The following is an 18,893-nucleotide window of genomic DNA, read 5'->3' as shown; positions in this document are numbered from 1 at the left end:
TGCCCGATGGTGCAAGTCACAATAATGATATTGGGATGCCGCCTCGCAAAAGCAAATGTAAGCACCATGAAATTGAAACAGAGGATAAAGCGGGTTTGCCACAAAACCGTGCCGCCGAGAGAGCATAAAAAATGGGTGGCTTTGCCACCCATCATCACGCTGAGACATGAATGAACGTCGATTACGGCTGGTAGAACCCAACGCCGATTTCATTCTCTTTGCGGGTACGCGCAATCACGGAAGACGGTGATTCATGGACGCGCAGATCCATTTGATCTTCGGTGCGCACGACGATACCACGCAGGGAGTTGGTATAAACATCAACGATTTCCACATCGACGAATTTACCGATCATATCCGGCGTGCCTTCGAAGTTGACGACGCGGTTATTTTCCGTACGGCCAGACAGCTCCATCACGCTCTTACGCGAGGTACCTTCCACCAGAATACGCTGGACGGTACCCAACATGAGGCGGCTGAAGCGCATTGCCTGCTGCGTGATGCGCTCTTGCAGAAGGTACAAACGCTGCTTTTTCTCTTCTTCCGGCACGTCATCGATCATGTCAGCAGCCGGTGTTCCCGGGCGGGCGGAGTAGACAAAGCTGTAGCTCATATCGAAATTCACATCGGCAATCAGCTTCATCGTTTGTTCAAAGTCAGCCTGCGTTTCGCCAGGGAAGCCGACGATAAAGTCAGAACTGATCAGGATGCCCGGACGCGCGTTATGCAACTTACGGATAATCGCTTTGTATTCCAGTGCGGTATGGCGGCGTTTCATCATCGTCAGCACACGGTCAGAACCGCTTTGCACTGGCAAATGCAGGAAGCTGACCAGTTCCGGCGTGTCTTCATAGACGCTGATAATGTCGTCTGTGAATTCAATGGGATGGCTGGTGGTAAAACGGATACGGTCGATCCCGTCAATAGCGGCGACCAGACGCAGCAGTTCGGCAAAAGAACAAATTTCACCGTCATAAGTTTCGCCGCGATAGGCGTTAACGTTCTGTCCCAGTAGGTTGACCTCACGTACGCCTTGCGCTGCCAGTTGAGCGATTTCAAACAAGACATCATCACACGGGCGGCTGACTTCTTCCCCACGGGTATAAGGCACCACGCAGAATGTGCAATATTTATTGCAACCTTCCATGATGGAGACGAATGCCGTTGGCCCTTCGGCACGTGGTTCTGGCAGACGGTCAAATTTTTCTATTTCAGGGAAACTGATATCAACGATAGGGCTGCGTGTGCCCTGAACGTGGTTAATCATTTCCGGCAGACGGTGCAGGGTTTGTGGGCCAAAAATAACGTCAACATAGTGCGCACGTTCACGAATATGCGCGCCTTCCTGTGAGGCGACGCAGCCACCCACACCAATAATCAAATTCGGATTGAGATCTTTCAGCGCTTTCCAACGGCCAAGTTGATGGAAGACCTTTTCCTGCGCCTTTTCACGGATCGAACAGGTATTGAGCAGCAGGACATCGGCTTCTTCAGCGATTTCAGTCAGCTCATAGCCGTGCGTACTTCCCAGTAAATCAGCCATCTTTGATGAATCGTACTCATTCATCTGACAGCCCCAGGTTTTAATAAGCAGTTTTTTTGTCATCGACTTGCCATTACTCAGTGCGGATAAGAAAGATTCCCCTCATTTGGGGCGGGTATTGTAATCGTTCGCTGACGTTGTGACCAGTGCCGGAAACCTCGCTGATTTGATAACCCCTTACTTTCTATAAAAATGCGGCTTTTCTGAAAAATCACTCGCAGATCCAGTACACTACTTTCATGCATTTTTACTGGTGTGAAGAGACCAGAACCAGAGAGGATAGGCCAATATGCATTACGATGCGATTGTGGTTGGCGGTGGCATGGTTGGCGCGGCCGCGGCGCTTGGGTTGGCACAGCAAGGGTTTCAGGTTGCGGTAGTTGAGCAGGAAATGCCCGCGCCATTTGATGCTGCCTACCCGCCAGATTTACGGATCTCGGCGATTGGCTACGCGTCGGTTGCGTTGCTGAAAGAACTGGGCGCATGGCCACGAGTACAGCAAATGCGCAGCGCGCCATACCGCCGGCTGGAAACCTGGGAATGGGCGAATGCCAGAGTCGTTTTCGATGCTGCTGACATTCATCTGCCTGAGCTGGGCTTCATGGTTGAAAACCGCGTGCTGCAATTGGCGCTCTGGGAAAGCTTACAGGAAGAAGAACGTTGCCAATGTTACTGCCCGGCCACGCCGCAGAACCTGCAACGCACCAATGATGGCTGGTGCTTACAGCTTGCCGATGGGCAACAACTGACGGCTTCGCTGGTGATTGGCGCTGATGGCGCGAACTCTCAGGTTCGCCAGTGGGCGGGGATTGGCATCAGCGGCTGGCAGTATCGCCAGTCTTGTATGCTGATTGGTATTGAAACTTCGCAACCCCAGCAGGACGTCACCTGGCAGCAGTTCACGCCGAGCGGCCCGCGTGCGTTTTTGCCGCTATTTGACCAGTGGGGATCGCTGGTGTGGTACGACAGCCCGCAGCGTATTCGCCAGCTTCAGGCGATGCCGCTCGCTCAGTTGGATAAAGAAATTGCAGCCGCCTTTCCTGAGCGATTGGGCACGGTTAAAGCGCTCTCCGCCGGATCATTCCCGCTGGTCAGGCGCCATGCGCAAACCTATATCAAACCGGGCTTGGTGCTACTGGGCGATGCGGCGCATACCATCAACCCGCTGGCAGGGCAGGGGGTTAATCTGGGATATCGCGATGTCGAGGCGCTGTTGGACGTGCTGATTAATGCGCGTAATGCAGGAGAGGCGTGGGCCTCTGAGCGTGTGCTACGTCGCTATCAGTGTCGACGTATGCCGGATAACCTGATGATGCAAAGCGGGATGGATCTCTTCTATAACGCGTTCAGTAACGCGTTACCGCCGTTGAGTTTTGCGCGCAATATGGCGCTGATGGTTGCACAGCGCGCTGGCGTGTTAAAACAGCGCGCGTTGAAGTATGCCATTGGTGTCTGATAGATAATGAGGACGCCGACTACTACAGCGCTGGCTCAGCGGTGAAGATAATATCGGTGTCCTTATTAGTTGTTGCTGTAAAGCGAGCATTTCCTACCTGTCGAACGCCCTTACCTGAGGTCTGGCTATCCTGAAGCAGGCCGAACATCATCTCCGTCACTTCGGGGCTTTCGATATTATTCTCACCCAATAGTGCAGAAAAAGCGGCTGTGACGATTTGCAGATTCTGTCTTGTTACATCGGCGGATTCTGACGCGGCGTTGAGTATCACGAGGCCATTAAGCTGTTGGCCTTTACTCTCTACCGACCCAATTAGTCCGACGTGCTCGTTAAAAATGTGCTGAAAGTCATCGACGGACGTTCCCTTTTCCAGATTAATGGTCAACTTGAGAGGGATATTGAGTTTCGTCAGATTGGCATTCATTCGGTCAGCGAACGTTTGCGATGACATCTTGAAAGAAGAGACGTTTGCTGCATAAGTCGGAGTGATGAAGCAGAACAGCAACGCCATGCTGAGCAGCAGTGTGCTGAACTGCGCACGTATGACAGATCGCCGTGATTGGCTAACGTCATTCTGCTTTGGCGCCACAGCGCGGCTGAAATCATGAGTAACAGAGGATGTCGATAAAACCTTCATGCCCGCCCTTTGGGAAAATCGAATAGTGGATTGGGATATGTTAGCACTAGACTATGTTAATACCACGCATAAGAAAACGGGGCGACATCTTTCGATTGTCGCCCCGCATCTAGCTGTTTTACCAGCTTAATTTGGCTGGGGTACGAGGATTCGAACCTCGGAATGCCGGAATCAGAATCCGGTGCCTTACCGCTTGGCGATACCCCAATAATATGGTGGCTACGACGGGAATCGAACCTGTGACCCCAGCATTATGAGTGCTGTGCTCTAACCAGCTGAGCTACGTAGCCAAATGTACTGCTAATGTTACCTTACTTCAACAACATCTTCTACATCAAGTAGATGGCTGGGGTACCTGGATTCGAACCAGGGAATGCTGGTATCAAAAACCAGTGCCTTACCGCTTGGCGATACCCCAACAGGACAACGAATTTTTTCAGCATATGTTTTGAAATGGCTGGGGTACCTGGATTCGAACCAGGGAATGCCGGTATCAAAAACCGGTGCCTTACCGCTTGGCGATACCCCAATCACTACAAAACACTAACAAGCTTCGAAAAGCGATGTCAGACCGAGAAGATAATGGTGCGGGAGGCGAGACTTGAACTCGCACACCTTGCGGCGCCAGAACCTAAATCTGGTGCGTCTACCAATTTCGCCACTCCCGCAAAAAAGATGGTGGCTACGACGGGAATCGAACCTGTGACCCCAGCATTATGAGTGCTGTGCTCTAACCAGCTGAGCTACGTAGCCATCCTTTCCGCGTCACCTTCATCGGCGTTGCGGGGCGCATTATGCGTAGTTGGCCTAATTGCGTCAACTAGTTTTTTCCCGAAAAGTGCCATCAATGTACCGTTTGTTTGGGTTGTGAACAGTATGGTGAGAAAAACGCCAAAAAGCACGTATTCCCAGTCAATTAAGCGTACAAAAACGGGCCACGAAAGGCCCGTTGACTGAAAAAATTAAATCGAATTATTTGTAGGCTGACTGGTGTACGCCAACCGCACGGCCTGATGGATCATCCAGTTTCTTGAAAGATTCATCCCACTCAATCGCTTTGGCAGACGAACAGGCGACGGATGGGCCACCCGGTACGCATTCTGCTGCGCTGGGAACCGGGAACAGCTCTTCGAAGATTTCACGGTACAGATACGCTTCTTTGGAGCCCGGGGTGTTGTACGGGAAGCGGAAGCGTGCTGTCTCCAACTGCTGATCGGTAACCTGCTGAGCCGCTACTTCTTTCAGCGTATCAATCCAGCTGTAGCCTACGCCGTCAGAGAACTGCTCTTTCTGACGCCATGCAACGCTGTGCGGCAGGTAGGATTCAAAGCACTCGCGCAGGATGTGTTTTTCCATCTTGCCGTTGCCACACATTTTGTCGCGTGGGTTGATGCGCATGGCGACATCAAGGAAGTTTTTGTCCAGGAACGGCACGCGCGCTTCCACGCCCCAGGCAGACATCGCTTTGTTCGCGCGGGCGCAGTCGTACTGGTGCAGTGCCAGCAGTTTACGCACGGTTTCTTCATGCAGCTCTTTGGCGTTTGGCGCTTTGTGGAAATAGAGATAGCCGCCGAATACTTCGTCAGAACCTTCACCTGACAGCACCATCTTGATGCCCATCGCTTTGATTTTACGCGACATCAGGTACATTGGCGTTGAGGCGCGAATCGTGGTGACGTCATAGGTTTCGATGTGGTAAATCACATCACGAATGGCATCCAGCCCTTCCTGCACGGTGAAGTGAATTTCGTGGTGCACAGTCCCTAAGTGGTCAGCCACTTCTTGCGCGGCTTTCAAGTCTGGCGCACCTTCCAGGCCGACGGCGAAAGAGTGCAACTGAGGCCACCAGGCTTCGCTGCGCTCATCATCTTCTACGCGACGTGCGGCATATTTTTTGGTGATTGCGGAGATAACGGAAGAATCCAGACCGCCAGAGAGCAACACGCCGTAAGGTACGTCAGACATCAGGTGGCTTTTCACCGCTTCTTCCAGCGCATCGCGCAGTGCTTCTTTATCCGTTTCGTTGTCTTTTACGGCATCGTAATCAAACCAGTCGCGCTGGTAATACTCACGAATTTCGCCGTCTTTGCTCCACAGGTAGCTGCCTGCCGGGAATTCTTTGATGGTGCGGCAAACTGGTACCAGCGCTTTCATTTCAGAAGCGACATAGAGGTTGCCGTGTTCATCGTAGCCCATATACAGCGGGATGATGCCAAGGTGGTCACGGCCAATCAGGTAGGCGTCTTTTTCGCTGTCATACAGAGCAAAAGCGAACATGCCGCGCAGCTCATCCAGGAATGCCGGACCTTTCTCCTGATACAGCGCGAGAATCACTTCACAGTCGGAGCCAGTCTGAAACGCGTAACGGTCACCGTATTGCTGGCGCAATGCCTGATGGTTATAGATTTCACCGTTAACGGCCAGAATGTGGGTGCGCTCGGCGTTGTAAAGCGGCTGTGCGCCCGTGTTGACGTCAACGATAGACAAGCGTTCATGAGCCAGAATCGCTTTGTCGCTGGCATAAACGCCGGACCAGTCTGGCCCGCGGTGACGCATTAAACGAGATAGCTCCAGTGCTTTCTTACGCAGTTCAACAGGATCGCTTTTCAGATCAAGCACACCAAAAATAGAACACATACATGACTCCCAGTAATGACAGATTCGAACTCAGTGCCATTGATTTAGCATCAAAGTGCCATAGGAATTCAATATTATTTAATGAAAAAAGCCATCGATGTGGTGTTTCGTTAAATTATTCTGTTTTTTGGTGTCGATTCGTCAAATTCATAGAAGGGAAAAGCCGGATTTTTAGGGATTACATAATCCGGCCAGAACGAGGGTCAGGCATTTTCGAGTAATTGCTGTAGCAGCACGCCGTTTAGCATCGCACGTTTGACCAAGGCAAATGCGCTGATAGCGGAAAGATGGTTGAGGCTGGAGATCTCAATCGGCAGGTTATGACGAAATTCTTTCAGCACTTGCGTATTGATACAACGCTGGATCGCAGGAAGCAGCGTTTTTTCTGCTTCGGTAATTTCACCGGCAATCACAACTTTCTGAGGATTGAAGAGGTTGATTGCGATGGAAAGCGCTTTACCAAGGTTGATCCCAGCCTGTTCGATCACCTCACGGGCGAGGGCGTCGCCCCGATTTGCCGCTTTGCAAATGGCAGAAATCGTCGGGGTATCTGTAGAAAGCTTGCTGGGGTAACCCTGACGCAGCAGATGCTGTACCCGCTGTTCAATGGCGGCATTGGCAACGACGGTTTCCAGGCAGCCGAAATTGCCGCAGTGGCAGCGATCGCCAAGTGGATCGATCTGAATATGGCCGATCTCGCCGACGTTGCCGTTGCTGCCGAGAAAAATTTGCCCATTGACGAGAATACCTGCGCCAGTTCCTCGATGGACGCGTACCAGAATGGAATCCAGCGAGTCGTGAGTGGCGCCGAAATAGTGTTCTGCCAATGCCAGGCTGCGGATATCGTGACCGACAAAGCTGGTAACGTTGAACTGGCGTTGCAGATTTTCGACCAGTTGCCAGTTATCTACGCTGATGTGTGGCATATAGCGGACAATGCCTGCCACCGGATCAACCAGCCCCGGCAGCACAACGGAGATCGCAATGAGTTCGCGAATGCGGCGCTGATGGCTGGAGATAAAGCCGCCGATCGCCTGAAAAAGTGCGGCTTCCAGCGCCTCCTGCGTTTTCTCTTGCAGGTCGTAGTGCGTTTCTTCCAGCGCTTTGCCTTGCAAATCGTAAAGCGCAATGGTGGCGTCGTAACGACCGAGACGGACGGCGATAGAATGGAAAGGGCGATTTTCGGTGATAATCGAAATAGCACGCCTGCCACCTGTGGAGGCCTGCTGATCGACTTCTTTGATTAGCCCGCGTTCCAGAAGCTGGCGGGTGATTTTCGTGACGCTGGCAGGTGCAAGCTGGCTCTGTTCTGCTATCTGAATTCGTGAGATTGGGCCTTGCTGGTCAATCAGGCGGTAAACCACCGCACTGTTTAATTGCTTAACCAGATCGACATTCCCTATCTGCGCCTGTCCGCCTGTGGTCATGAAAAAGTTACTCGCTTCTTTAGGTATAAACGCAGATATCAATGCGTAGCCTGCGTCAACGTGGAGTAAACCGATTATCAGGTTTACTCCACGTATTTTCGCTTTACCCCAAGATGTTTTTCACTTTATCCCCAAACAGGATTACCGTTAACAAACGTCTTGAGAATCTGATAATCACGGTCAAAGGCGGTCAGGTTTGCCACTTTACCGCTTTCAATACTGCCTAACTGCTTATCGATGCCAATGGCGCGAGCGGGATAGAGCGTCGCCATTCGAATCGCTTCATCCAGCGCGATACCCGCATGTTCGACGCTATTACGTACAGCCTCAATCATGGTCAGTGCAGAGCCGCTCAGGGTACCGTGCTCATCGACACAAATGCCATCGCGGTAGTATATGGTTTTACCAGCAAAAATGAATTGGTCAATATCTGCGCCCGCTGGTGCCGTTGCGTCGGTAACCAGCACCAGTTTATCGCCCTTGATACGTTTACTGTTGCGAATATTGGCCCAGTCGACGTGCCTTCCATCCGCGATAATACCGCAATAGACTTCCGGGGCGTCGTAAATCGCGCCAACCAGTCCGGGTTCACGACCGGTCAGGTACGGCATGGCGTTGAACAGGTGGGTAGCGAAACGAATACCGGCAGCAAAACCCTGTTTTGCCTGTTCCCAGGTGGCATTAGAATGCCCCGCGGAGACGATAATACCTGCGGCCGTTAGCTGACGAATAACCGACGGATCGACTTCTTCCGGTGCCAGCGTAATTTTTGTAATGGCATCCGCGTTGGCACACAGAAAGTCGACCAATTCTTGCGTTGGTTTGCGGATAAACGCGGGGTCATGCGTGCCTTTCTTTATCACGTTCAGCCATGGGCCTTCGAGATGCAGCCCAAGCGCCTGATGCTTATTCTGCGCCAGCCAGTCTCTCATCACGTTGATGCTGTGTTTCATAAACGCATCACTGGAGGTAATCAGCGTGGGTAAGAAACTGGAGCAGCCTGAACGCTGGTTCGCCTGCTGCATGATCTCCAGCGTTTTGACGGAAATTGTGTCTAGCGAGTCGTTGAACTGCACGCCGCCGCATCCGTTCAACTGGAGATCGATAAACCCCGGAGCGAGAAACGCGCCGCCCAGGTCGTGTTGTTCAATGCCAGCAGGGAGCTCTGTAAGTGAGCAGACTCGCTCGATCAGCCCATCGGCAATCACGACGGCGTGATTATCCAGAATCTGATGGCCGGTAAAAATCCGGCTGTGGGTTAACGCGTACATCATCAACTCCCGCGATCGGTTAGAGGTTCTTCATACTTTCCGTTTCTAACTCACGGAAATATTTAACAGTTTTTACCTTCAGCTCCATCGTTGAAGGCTCGTCGCACACCATGATGGCCTTGGCATGAAGCTGTAGACAGCTGATAGTCCACATATGGTTGACGTTGCCTTCTACCGCAGCCTGAAGTGCCAGCGCCTTGTTGCGCCCGGTCACCAGAATCATTACTTCTTCGGCATCCAGCAACGTACCGACGCCCACGGTCAGCGCAAATTTAGGCACCAGACTGACGTCGCCGCCGAAGAAACGGGAATTGGCGATACGGGTTTCTTCCGTCAACGTTTTGATGCGGGTGCGGGAAGCCAGAGAGGAGGCGGGCTCATTGAAAGCAATATGTCCATCATTGCCCACGCCACCCATGAAAAGATGAATTTTTCCGTAGGACTTTATTTTCTCTTCATAGCGGCGACATTCTGCTGTGGTGTCTTCTGCGTTGCCGTTCAACAGGTTAATGTTTTCACGCGGAATATCAATGTGATTGAAGAAATTCTGATGCATGAAGGTATGATAGCTTTCTGGGTGATCGGTCGGCAGGCCGACATATTCATCCATATTGAAGGTAACAACGTGTTTGAAGCTCACCAGACCCGCCTGATGCATAGTGACCAGCGATTTGTAGGCCTCCAGCGGTGAGCTGCCTGTCGGTAGCCCAAGAATAAAAGGGCGCTCTGCACTGGGCTTGAAAGCGTTAATTTTTTCTACAATGTGGCGGGCGGCCCATTTTCCGACGTCGGCTGCGGTAGTTAAGGGAATGAGTCTCATCAGCGCTCTCCTGGTTTTCAAGTGGAATTTATTGCGTCAATCGCGCCAGTTGCGCGTTTTGTCTATGCATTAAAATTAGTCTACTCCGTTTTTTTTAATCTTGAAATAAGTTGGGGTTTTATTCAGGTATAAACTTTTAATATGCAGTTTTTTGGTGATTTTTATCACATAATCACGGGGTTTAATTTGTGTAGCGAATTATTTTTCTTACACTCCCCCTGAGAACTACCGCTGCCATGTTTTCTCGACAATGAAGTTTTTCGACAGCGACGTTCTTCGGCAGTGAAATTTATTGGCAGGTTTGTTTGCCCCACAACATTTCATTTACCTCGCAAAGGTAAGAGAGGGAAAAGTGAGTACTCTTAGCTATTTACAAAAAGTCGGTCGGGCATTGATGGTGCCTGTCGCGACGCTGCCTGCTGCCGCCATCCTGATGGGGATAGGTTACTGGATTGATCCGGTTGGCTGGGGAAGCGAGAACGCATTGGCGGCACTTCTCATCAAATCGGGCGAGGCGATTATCGGGCATATGGCAGTGCTGTTTGCGGTCGGTGTCGCTTACGGCATGTCGAAAGATAAAGATGGTGCGGCAGCATTGACCGGTTTTGTCGGCTATCTGGTGCTGACCACGCTGTGTTCACCGGCCGTTGTCGCCATGATCCAACGGATCCCGGTTGAACAGGTGCCTGCGGCGTTTGGCAAGATTGAAAACCAGTTCATCGGAATTCTGGTCGGTGTGATGTCCGCCGAACTGTATAACCGCTTTAGTCAGGTTGAACTGCCTAAGGCGCTGTCGTTCTTCAGCGGGCGCCGTTTGGTCCCGATTCTGGTTTCTTTCCTGATGATCCTGGTGGCGTTCATTTTAATGTACGTCTGGCCGGTGATTTACAATGCGCTGGTGTCGTTTGGCGAACACATCCAACAAATGGGCTCGGTAGGTGCCGGGGTTTATGCCTTCTTTAACCGCTTGCTGATTCCTGTTGGGCTGCACCACGCGCTGAACTCCGTGTTCTGGTTTGATGTGGCGGGTATCAACGATATTCCTAACTTCCTGGCTGGCCAGCAGTCTATTGATTCAGGCAAAGCCGTTGTGGGGATCACCGGACGTTATCAGGCGGGCTTCTTCCCGATTATGATGTTCGGCCTGCCGGGTGCGGCGCTGGCTATTTATCACTGTGCACGCCCTGAGAACAAAAGCAAAGTGGCCGGCATTATGCTGGCGGCGGCGTTTGCCTCCTTCTTTACTGGTATCACTGAGCCGCTGGAATTCTCATTCATGTTTGTGGCACCGGTGCTGTATTTCCTGCATGCGCTGCTGACTGGTTTTTCCGTCTTTATCGCGGCCAGCATGCATTGGATTGCCGGTTTTGGCTTCAGTGCCGGTCTGGTGGACATGGTGCTGTCATCGCGTAATCCGTTAGCCACCCAGTGGTACATGCTGCTTGTTCAGGGACTGGTATTCTTCGTTATTTACTATGTGGTGTTCCGCTTTACCATCACGCGCTTCAATCTGTTAACGCCGGGACGTGAGCTGGCCGTGAGCGGTAGCGAAGCTGATGGTTATGATGTGAGTACCGCGTCTGAGAGCGAGAAATCAGGCGATACTGCGGCGTTAGCACGGGGCTATTTGCAGGCGCTGGGCGGAAAAACCAACCTGATTGGTATTGATGCCTGTATCACGCGTTTGCGTTTGAACGTGGCGGATTCGTCTCTGGTGGATGATGCACAGGCGAAGCGTCTTGGTGCGGCGGGCGTGATTCGTCTGAATAAGCAAAGCGTACAGATTGTCGTGGGGACGCAGGCTGAATCGATAGCTACTGCACTGAAAGCGGAACGCGACAAGGCGTAATATGACAGCGTTATTTGTTTAACGTGGTCTTATGTTGATGAAATTGATAGGGCGAGATGGCAATCTCGTCCTTTTTTTTCGTTATGAATAATTAAATGAAACTAACGGTTGTTTCCCAGCGTAGCTTGTTGGATCATTGTCGGTTATACGTCGTTTTAGCATTGAGGAATGAAGAATGAGTGAGGCTGAAGCCCGCCCAACCAACTTTATCCGTCAGATTATCGATGAAGATCTGGCGTCCGGTAAGCATGACCATATTCAGACGCGTTTCCCGCCAGAGCCGAATGGCTATCTGCATATTGGGCATGCAAAATCTATTTGCCTGAATTTTGGTATTGCGCGTGACTATCAGGGGCAATGCAACCTGCGTTTTGACGACACCAATCCGGTAAAAGAAGATATCGAATACGTTGAGTCGATCAAACGTGACGTCGAGTGGCTGGGCTTTTCATGGAGCGGCGACGTTCGCTATTCTTCTGATTATTTCGATCAGCTGCACGCGTATGCGGTTGAGCTGATCGGTAAAGGATTGGCTTACGTTGATGAACTGACGCCTGAGCAGATCCGTGAATACCGCGGTACGCTGACGGCACCGGGTAAAAATAGCCCTTACCGCGATCGTACCGTGCAGGAAAACCTGGCGCTGTTTGAAAAAATGCGTAACGGTGGATTTGCGGAAGGTACTGCCTGCCTACGTGCAAAAATCGATATGGCATCGTCCTTTATCGTGATGCGCGATCCGGTGCTGTATCGTATTAAATTTGCCGATCACCACCAGACGGGCAACAAGTGGTGCATCTACCCGATGTATGATTTCACTCACTGCATTTCCGATGCGCTGGAAGGGATCACGCATTCGCTGTGTACACTGGAATTCCAGGATAACCGCCGCCTGTATGACTGGGTGTTGGATAACATCACTATTCCTTGCCATCCGCGTCAGTACGAATTCTCTCGCCTCAACCTCGAATACGCAATTATGTCCAAGCGTAAGCTGAATCAGTTGGTGGTGGAAAATGTCGTTGAAGGATGGGACGATCCGCGTATGCCGACCATTTCTGGTCTGCGTCGTCGCGGTTATAGTGCGTCTTCTATCCGTGAGTTCTGTGTGCGTATCGGCGTTACGAAGCAGGATAACAACGTGGAAATGGCCGCGCTTGAATCCTGTATCCGCGACGATCTGAATGAGAACGCTCCGCGTGCGATGGCGGTGTTGGACCCGGTAAAAGTCGTGATCGAGAATTTGCCCGCCGAGCATGAAGAGTTTGTTGCGATGCCAAACCACCCGAACAAACCTGAAATGGGTTCACGTCAGGTGGCATTCAGCCGTGAAGTCTATATCGACCGTGCTGACTTCCGTGAAGAAGCTAACAAACAGTACAAGCGTCTGGTGTTGGGTAAAGAGGTTCGCCTGCGTAATGCCTATGTGATCAAAGCCGATCGCATTGAGAAAGACGAGCAGGGCACCATCACCACGATCTACTGTAGCTATGATGCAGAAACGCTGAGCAAGGATCCGGCTGACGGCCGTAAAGTGAAAGGTGTGATCCACTGGGTTTCTGCGGCACACGCTGTACCTGCGGAATTCCGTTTGTACGATCGTCTGTTCAGTGTGGCAAACCCTGGCGCGGCAGAAGACTTCCTGTCGACGATTAACCCGGACTCACTGAAGATTACGCAAGGTTTTGTCGAAGCGAGCCTGGCGCAAGCAGAAGCAGAGAAAGCGTATCAGTTTGAGCGTGAAGGTTACTTCTGTGCCGATCGCGTTTACTCCAGTGCAGAGCATCTGGTGTTTAACCGTACGGTTGGACTGCGCGATACTTGGGTGGGCTAAGGCCGACTGGAAAGAAGACAAAAATAAAACCGCCTCGGCGGTTTTATTTTTTTATGCGGTCGATTTATCGTGTGGAATCGTGCAGGGTTTCATCCTCTCGGCAATCCCCTTCACTGCAATGCCCGTAGAGATACAAACTGTGGTTGGTCAGTTTAATGCCGTGTCTTTCTGCGATCTCGCGTTGGCGTGCTTCGATAGACTCATCGCGGAATTCAATGACTTTGCCACAGTCGAGGCAAATTAAGTGATCGTGATGATGCTGCTGTGTCAGTTCAAAGACGGATTTTCCACCTTCGAAGTTATGACGGGTTACGATACCCGCATCATCAAACTGGTTGAGTACGCGATAGACGGTAGCAAGACCAATCTCTTCGCCCATATCAATCAGTCTCTTATATAAATCTTCCGCACTGACGTGATGGCAGACAGGATCCTGTAACACTTCCAGTATTTTCAGTCTTGGAAGAGTGACTTTCAGGCCGGCCTTCTTTAATGCGGTATTGTTGTCAGTCATGCGGGTTTAGTCCTGTTGCTTACTTATCAATGGAGGCTGCCTAGCCTATGACATCGGTCGGCTCAAAAAATGTAATAGCGTCCCAATTATAGAACCGCACATACAAAATGAAAACAAGGGAATGTTAACAATATTGTCCCTATTCACACTACTGGTATAGAACGCAATACGTTGTTGATGAATGAGGAAATGGTGAAGCACGTATAAAACCGATGGGATTATTGTACAGGTTTACTGATAGAAGTTAAAAAAATGTATCAATTATTATGAAAGGTTTTACCTATCAATGCGGTTTTGGCTCTGATAGGGATTATCAGAGCCAACAGGACTTAGCCAACCAGCTCTTTCAGGTTCAGTTCATCGCTGATCTGTTTGACCCACGTTGTTACGCGTTCGCTGGTCAGTTCAGGCTGACGATCTTCATCGATAGCCAGACCGATGAAGTGATTGTCGTCTGCGAGCCCTTTAGAGGCTTCAAAGTAGTAGCCCTCTGTTGGCCAGTGGCCGACAATCGTCGCGCCGCGAGGCTCAATAATGTCACGGATGGTGCCCATGGCATCACAGAAGTATTCCGCATAGTCTTCCTGATCGCCGCAGCCAAACAGGGCAACCAGTTTTCCTGTGAAATCAACTTCTTCCAGCGACGGGAAGAAGTCATCCCAATCGCACTGAGCTTCACCGTAATACCAGGTTGGAATACCCAACAGCAGAATGTCGAAACCTTCGAGGTCTTCTTTGCTGCTTTTGGCGATGTCATGAACATCAGCAACGTTGGTGCCTAACTGCTGTTGGATCGTTTTGGCGATGTTTTCAGTATTGCCAGTATCACTGCCAAAGAATATTCCGATGAGTGCCATGAATTGAATAACCTCTTGATTCCTAATGGTATGGTGTAATGTTTCACCCACTTATCTGTTAATAATAACAGACACTCACATCAGGAGAAACTCGTATCGGTAAGGATGCGTAAATCAAGAGCGTATGAAATGCGGGGGGCAGTAAAGGAACGAAACGCAGTTCTGCTGATGCTAAATTCCCCATAATAAATAGGGATTATGCTATCGTCTGGGATTAAACGCGCATTTCCCTAATATCATCATGGATATTTTTTCATGACATTGTTTCATTTTTTATGAATGTGCTTTTTATTTTAATAACTAATTTCGATTGTAATTAAAAGCAGACTTTTGTTTGTAGGAAATAAAAGTTACTTCACGGTACGTTACGATTCATGAGAATTAAAATACGCACAAAGGATAATGTTTTTATCGAATTGAAAACCTGTAACATTTCGCGGGAATATTCCTAATAAATGGAAATAAGAACTATAACCATTTACAAGTGAAGAGATAAAAATGAGGAGGTGAGTTTTTTAGTCTTTTGATATTAAAGGATAAAATTAAATTCCAATTGTTGCCTGACAGCATGCCTATGCCAACGCACATCAGGCAGGGGCGACAGCGATTTTGATAGTAACTCTCTGATTAAAAGCCTTATATCTGTGAAAAGAGGTGAACTCATTCTCAATATAAAAAATTATATTAATAAATATAGCGAGAACGCTAAATATTCTCTGTGTTTAGCCGATGAGTTAGCGTGGTTTTTGAGTTTTCAACTCGGTGAAATGTGAACGCTAGGGAGAAGTGACCTGTTTCATGGTGTGAATTTTCTGATTCATATCGGTTGATTAGCGATAAAAATCTTTTTAACCATTTTCCTGATTTGGAGTGAGCTATGAGACTTATAAAAAATATTGCCATCAGAACCGCTATGCTATGGGTACTGGGCATTTTTTGTGTCCTTTGGGGTGGCTTATCGATATATACCATGTTCTCTTTTAAAGAGATGACGGCGACCTCGAAAACCAGCACCTTGCTGGTTCAGAACATGAATTTTATCAACCAGGGCAACGATCAATATTTCCGTATGGTAACCCGCCTGGCGCGTGCCGTTGACGCTCGCCGCAGTGGTGATAATGCCACCGCGGATAAAGAGCAGGCTTCCGCACTCGTCGCATTGGATAAACTGAAGTCTGATTTGGTGGCGTTTAATGCTATCGATCATGCAGGTCTGGACCCCGCGCTGGTACAGGCTGTCAGCCGTGACTGGAACAATCTGGTTACTCAGGGCGTGGAGCCGCTTTACCAAAAGGCCGTTGCCAACGCGCTGGATGATTACCAAAATCAGGCTAAGAACGTTGTGCCGCCATTGAGTCGCCAATTTGGCGCGTCCTTATCCGCATTCAGTAACGCCAGTGCAGAGAAATTCGGTGCAGCGGGTGTTCGTTTTGAACAAATCACCACGATTGGGCAGAACATTTTGCTGAGTGGGTTGGTTATCGGCCTGATCATGCTGTTCCTGACCGATCGTTATTTGGTAGTGTGTCTGGTTCGTCCGTTAAATGACCTGCGCTATCACTTCAGCGTGATAGCAGCTGGCAATTTGGGCAAGCCGATTCTGGACTTCGGTAATAACTGCGTAGGTCGTCTGTTCCCACTGTTGCGTGAAATGCAGGGGAGTCTGGCCAGCACGGTTAGCACGATCAGAAACAGTACGGATTCCATCTATCAGGGCGCTTCTGAAATTGCCGCGGGTAACAACGATCTGTCTTCACGTACTGAAGAGCAGGCTTCCGCACTGGAAGAAACTGCGGCAAGTATGGAGCAACTGACGGCGACGGTGAAACAGAACGCCGAAAACGCCAACCACGCCAGCCAACTGGCATTACAAGCCTCGACAACGGCGAAGAAGGGCGGCGAGATCGTTGAGAACGTGGTGAAAACCATGGCGGAAATCTCCGGCAGTTCAAGAAAAATCGCAGAAATCACCACCGTGATTAACGGCATCGCTTTCCAGACTAACATTCTGGCGTTGAACGCGGCGGTAGAAGCGGCGCGAGCGGGTGAGCAAGGGCGCGGGTTTGCCGTGGTTGCGGGAGAAGTACGCAGTCTGGCGCAGCGCAGTGCGCAGGCGGCTAAAGAGATTGAAGGGCTGATCTCTGAGTCTGTTCGCTGTGTTGATACTGGGTCTAATCTGGTTAGTGACGCTGGTGACACCATGCAGGATATCGTCCGTGCGGTGACCAACGTGACGGATATTATGGGTGAGATTGCATCGGCATCGGAAGAGCAGAGCAAAGGGATTGCGCAGGTTGGTCAGGCTGTGGCGGAAATGGACAGCGTAACGCAGCAAAACGCCGCGTTGGTTGAACAGGCCTCGTCTGCAGCCTTGTCGCTGGAAGAGCAGGCGGCGTTGCTGAACCAGACGGTGTCGCTGTTCCAACTGTCCGACACGCAGTCAGCATTGCAAGTGGCAGCAAAACCGGTGCAGAAAACGCAGGCGGTTGCGCCACGTGCCGCGAAAGCGTTGCCACCCAGCAACGACAATTGGGAAAAATTCTGATGCGGGTTTTCGTTAGAAAACCGTGTGTTAGTCAGAACAGAAAGTGTCGTTTAACCTGAGGTCGTGTGTTTAATCTTGGGTGAATGTTCAGGCGGCGTCAGAAATGGCGCCGCACTAGATGTGAATGTCGTATTACGTCAATCAGGATTGCTGATCTGCCAACTGCGCCAGCAGCATCTCTTCAATCAATTCACTGCGGCTAATATTCCGCTCTTCAGCAAGGCTGTTCAGGATATCAACGGCGTCGCTGTTAATCTTTAATTCAACACGGCGCAAGCCACGAACTTTATCGCGACGTAGCTGATTACGCTTGTTAATTCTTAGTTGTTCGTCACGCGAGAGCGGGTTGGTCTTGGGGCGGCCCGGACGACGCTCGTCTGCGAACAGATCCAGTGTGGTGCGATCCGTTTGTTCTTTTGCCATAAGTAATGATACTGCAAGGTATTCGGACCAAAATACACGGCGCTGTCCGTCTTGTTCTGCAGATAAAAGCGATGCCGATTCTCACTCTGCAACAGCTCATTCTGCAACAGAAAGTGCCAGAGTGCGGTTTTCTATCTGTGAAACATGTCGGGAAGTGATGCGTGCATTTTGATGAAGTGGTTACAATGCTTGTGGCTGAATCAGCCGTCCCTCTACTGCGAGCGCCATCATACCCTAGCCGCACTGGCGGCGACAACGGTTAACTGCCGCCGTTATCATGAATCCGCCAGTGTCAGTGCTGTCTGGTTAATTCGTGTCCAGAAAACGGTGGATAGCGCGCAAAACTGCTTCGGGCTTTTCTGAGTGAACCCAGTGACCCGCTCCGCTGACCACATGCGCACGCGCTGCCGGGAATTGACGCAGTAGCGAATCGCGGTAGCGATCGTCCAGATAGGGGGAATCGCCGCCGCGAATGAACAGGATAGGGCCTTGCCAGGTGGGAACATCCTGCCAGCCCACGATGTTTTCGTACTCATCCCACAACACTGGTACGTTAAAACGCCACTCTCCCTGTTGGAACGATTTCAGCAAAAACTGAATCACCCCTTCTTCCTTTATATGCTGACGCATTAATGTCGTGGCTTCCGAGCGCGATGTCAGGCCCGCTTCCGTCACGGCGCGTAGCGCAGCAAAAATGGTATCGTGGCGGCGCACCTGATAATCCACCGGTGCGATGTCGATCGCGACCAGTTTGTCCAGTCGTTCAGGAATGAGCGCGCTGAGCGCCATAGCGACTTTCCCGCCCATTGAATGGCCAATAACAATAGCGCGTTCGATGTTCAGTTCATCCAGCAGCGCCAGCACGTCCTGCGCCATCGCGGGATAGTTCATCTGCGGTGAGCGCGGCGACAAACCATGATTGCGTAAATCGATTTGCAGGATGTCATGCGTGTTTTGCAAATCCCGGCCCAATACGCCAAGGTTATCCAGCGTGCCAAACAGGCCATGAATCAGGACGACAGGGAGTTTATCTGTGGGTTGGTGCGCATTTTGCCAGCGATGATTCAATTTCATGGTGAA

14 protein-coding genes and 6 tRNA genes are annotated in these 18,893 nt (G+C 50.6%); 4 read left to right on the top strand and 16 right to left on the bottom strand.

Going from position 1 to position 18,893, the window contains the following annotated elements; all coding sequences use genetic code 11:
- Nucleotides 1-181: 181 nt before the first annotated feature.
- Nucleotides 182-1,606, bottom strand: a complete 1,425-nt coding sequence (gene miaB, locus AB8809_RS16670) for a tRNA (N6-isopentenyl adenosine(37)-C2)-methylthiotransferase MiaB (RefSeq protein ID WP_349855009.1) — start codon at nucleotides 1,604-1,606, stop codon at nucleotides 182-184.
- A gap of 226 nt (nucleotides 1,607-1,832) precedes the next feature.
- Here miaB and ubiF point away from each other — a divergent pair, with 226 nt between their 5' ends.
- Nucleotides 1,833-2,999 (top strand): 3-demethoxyubiquinol 3-hydroxylase, encoded by a 1,167-nt coding sequence (gene ubiF / locus AB8809_RS16665; protein ID WP_349855008.1) that lies wholly within the window; start codon nucleotides 1,833-1,835, stop codon nucleotides 2,997-2,999.
- Nucleotides 3,000-3,021: 22 nt separating this feature from the next.
- Here ubiF and AB8809_RS16660 read toward each other — a convergent pair whose 3' ends face one another.
- From AB8809_RS16660 to nagB, 11 genes are all read right to left on the bottom strand, one after another.
- Nucleotides 3,022-3,636 (bottom strand): hypothetical protein, encoded by a 615-nt coding sequence (locus AB8809_RS16660; protein ID WP_349855007.1) that lies wholly within the window; start codon nucleotides 3,634-3,636, stop codon nucleotides 3,022-3,024.
- Nucleotides 3,637-3,768: 132 nt separating this feature from the next.
- Nucleotides 3,769-3,843, bottom strand: a tRNA-Gln gene (locus tag AB8809_RS16655).
- A gap of 6 nt (nucleotides 3,844-3,849) precedes the next feature.
- Nucleotides 3,850-3,926: transfer RNA gene (locus AB8809_RS16650), tRNA-Met, on the bottom strand.
- A 53-nt stretch (nucleotides 3,927-3,979) separates the two neighbouring features.
- Nucleotides 3,980-4,054 (bottom strand) — tRNA-Gln (locus AB8809_RS16645).
- 36 nt (nucleotides 4,055-4,090) lie between these two features.
- Nucleotides 4,091-4,165 (bottom strand) — tRNA-Gln (locus AB8809_RS16640).
- 54 nt (nucleotides 4,166-4,219) lie between these two features.
- Nucleotides 4,220-4,304 (bottom strand) — tRNA-Leu (locus AB8809_RS16635).
- Between the two features lie 8 nt (nucleotides 4,305-4,312).
- A tRNA-Met gene (locus AB8809_RS16630) sits at nucleotides 4,313-4,389 on the bottom strand.
- Between the two features lie 219 nt (nucleotides 4,390-4,608).
- Nucleotides 4,609-6,273 (bottom strand): asparagine synthase B, encoded by a 1,665-nt coding sequence (asnB, locus tag AB8809_RS16625; RefSeq protein ID WP_180778362.1) that lies wholly within the window; start codon nucleotides 6,271-6,273, stop codon nucleotides 4,609-4,611.
- A gap of 203 nt (nucleotides 6,274-6,476) precedes the next feature.
- Nucleotides 6,477-7,700: an ROK family protein gene (locus AB8809_RS16620; protein WP_180778363.1), complete on the bottom strand. Its 1,224-nt coding sequence runs from the start codon at nucleotides 7,698-7,700 to the stop codon at nucleotides 6,477-6,479.
- A 125-nt stretch (nucleotides 7,701-7,825) separates the two neighbouring features.
- Nucleotides 7,826-8,971 (bottom strand): N-acetylglucosamine-6-phosphate deacetylase, encoded by a 1,146-nt coding sequence (gene nagA, locus AB8809_RS16615; protein WP_349855483.1) that lies wholly within the window; start codon nucleotides 8,969-8,971, stop codon nucleotides 7,826-7,828.
- A 19-nt stretch (nucleotides 8,972-8,990) separates the two neighbouring features.
- The gene (gene nagB / locus AB8809_RS16610) at nucleotides 8,991-9,791 is read right to left on the bottom strand and encodes a glucosamine-6-phosphate deaminase (protein ID WP_349855006.1); all 801 of its coding nucleotides are present in this window, start codon (nucleotides 9,789-9,791) and stop codon (nucleotides 8,991-8,993) included.
- A 352-nt stretch (nucleotides 9,792-10,143) separates the two neighbouring features.
- On the opposite strand from nagB, the gene nagE reads away from it, so the two are divergent.
- Both nagE and glnS read left to right on the top strand, forming a co-directional pair.
- Complete coding sequence (gene nagE / locus AB8809_RS16605) at nucleotides 10,144-11,640, top strand: N-acetylglucosamine-specific PTS transporter subunit IIBC (protein ID WP_349855005.1); 1,497 nt, start codon at nucleotides 10,144-10,146, stop codon at nucleotides 11,638-11,640.
- Between the two features lie 175 nt (nucleotides 11,641-11,815).
- Nucleotides 11,816-13,474 carry a glutamine--tRNA ligase gene (glnS, locus tag AB8809_RS16600; RefSeq protein ID WP_349855004.1) on the top strand — a complete coding sequence of 553 codons (1,659 nt, stop codon included), beginning with the start codon at nucleotides 11,816-11,818 and terminating at the stop codon, nucleotides 13,472-13,474.
- Nucleotides 13,475-13,538: 64 nt separating this feature from the next.
- On the opposite strand, the gene fur is transcribed toward glnS, so the two are convergent.
- Nucleotides 13,539-13,988, bottom strand: a complete 450-nt coding sequence (gene fur, locus AB8809_RS16595; RefSeq protein WP_015839486.1) for a ferric iron uptake transcriptional regulator — start codon at nucleotides 13,986-13,988, stop codon at nucleotides 13,539-13,541.
- A 329-nt stretch (nucleotides 13,989-14,317) separates the two neighbouring features.
- The gene (gene fldA / locus AB8809_RS16590; protein WP_010285453.1) at nucleotides 14,318-14,845 is read right to left on the bottom strand and encodes a flavodoxin FldA; all 528 of its coding nucleotides are present in this window, start codon (nucleotides 14,843-14,845) and stop codon (nucleotides 14,318-14,320) included.
- A gap of 877 nt (nucleotides 14,846-15,722) precedes the next feature.
- Here fldA and AB8809_RS16585 point away from each other — a divergent pair.
- A complete protein-coding gene (locus tag AB8809_RS16585; RefSeq protein WP_349855003.1) occupies nucleotides 15,723-17,390 on the top strand; it encodes a methyl-accepting chemotaxis protein in 1,668 nt (555 codons plus the stop codon).
- A gap of 141 nt (nucleotides 17,391-17,531) precedes the next feature.
- On the opposite strand, the gene ybfE is transcribed toward AB8809_RS16585, so the two are convergent.
- On the bottom strand, nucleotides 17,532-17,813 hold the full coding sequence (ybfE, locus tag AB8809_RS16580) for a LexA regulated protein (protein ID WP_015839489.1): 282 nt from the start codon (nucleotides 17,811-17,813) through the stop codon (nucleotides 17,532-17,534).
- A 306-nt stretch (nucleotides 17,814-18,119) separates the two neighbouring features.
- The gene (ybfF, locus tag AB8809_RS16575; protein ID WP_043881730.1) at nucleotides 18,120-18,887 is read right to left on the bottom strand and encodes an esterase; all 768 of its coding nucleotides are present in this window, start codon (nucleotides 18,885-18,887) and stop codon (nucleotides 18,120-18,122) included.
- Between the last annotated feature and the right edge of the window lie 6 nt (nucleotides 18,888-18,893).

The sequence above is a fragment of the Pectobacterium aroidearum genome, from assembly GCF_041228105.1.
Lineage (GTDB): Bacteria > Pseudomonadota > Gammaproteobacteria > Enterobacterales > Enterobacteriaceae > Pectobacterium > Pectobacterium aroidearum.
This window is presented reverse-complemented; position numbering and strand designations above follow the sequence as displayed.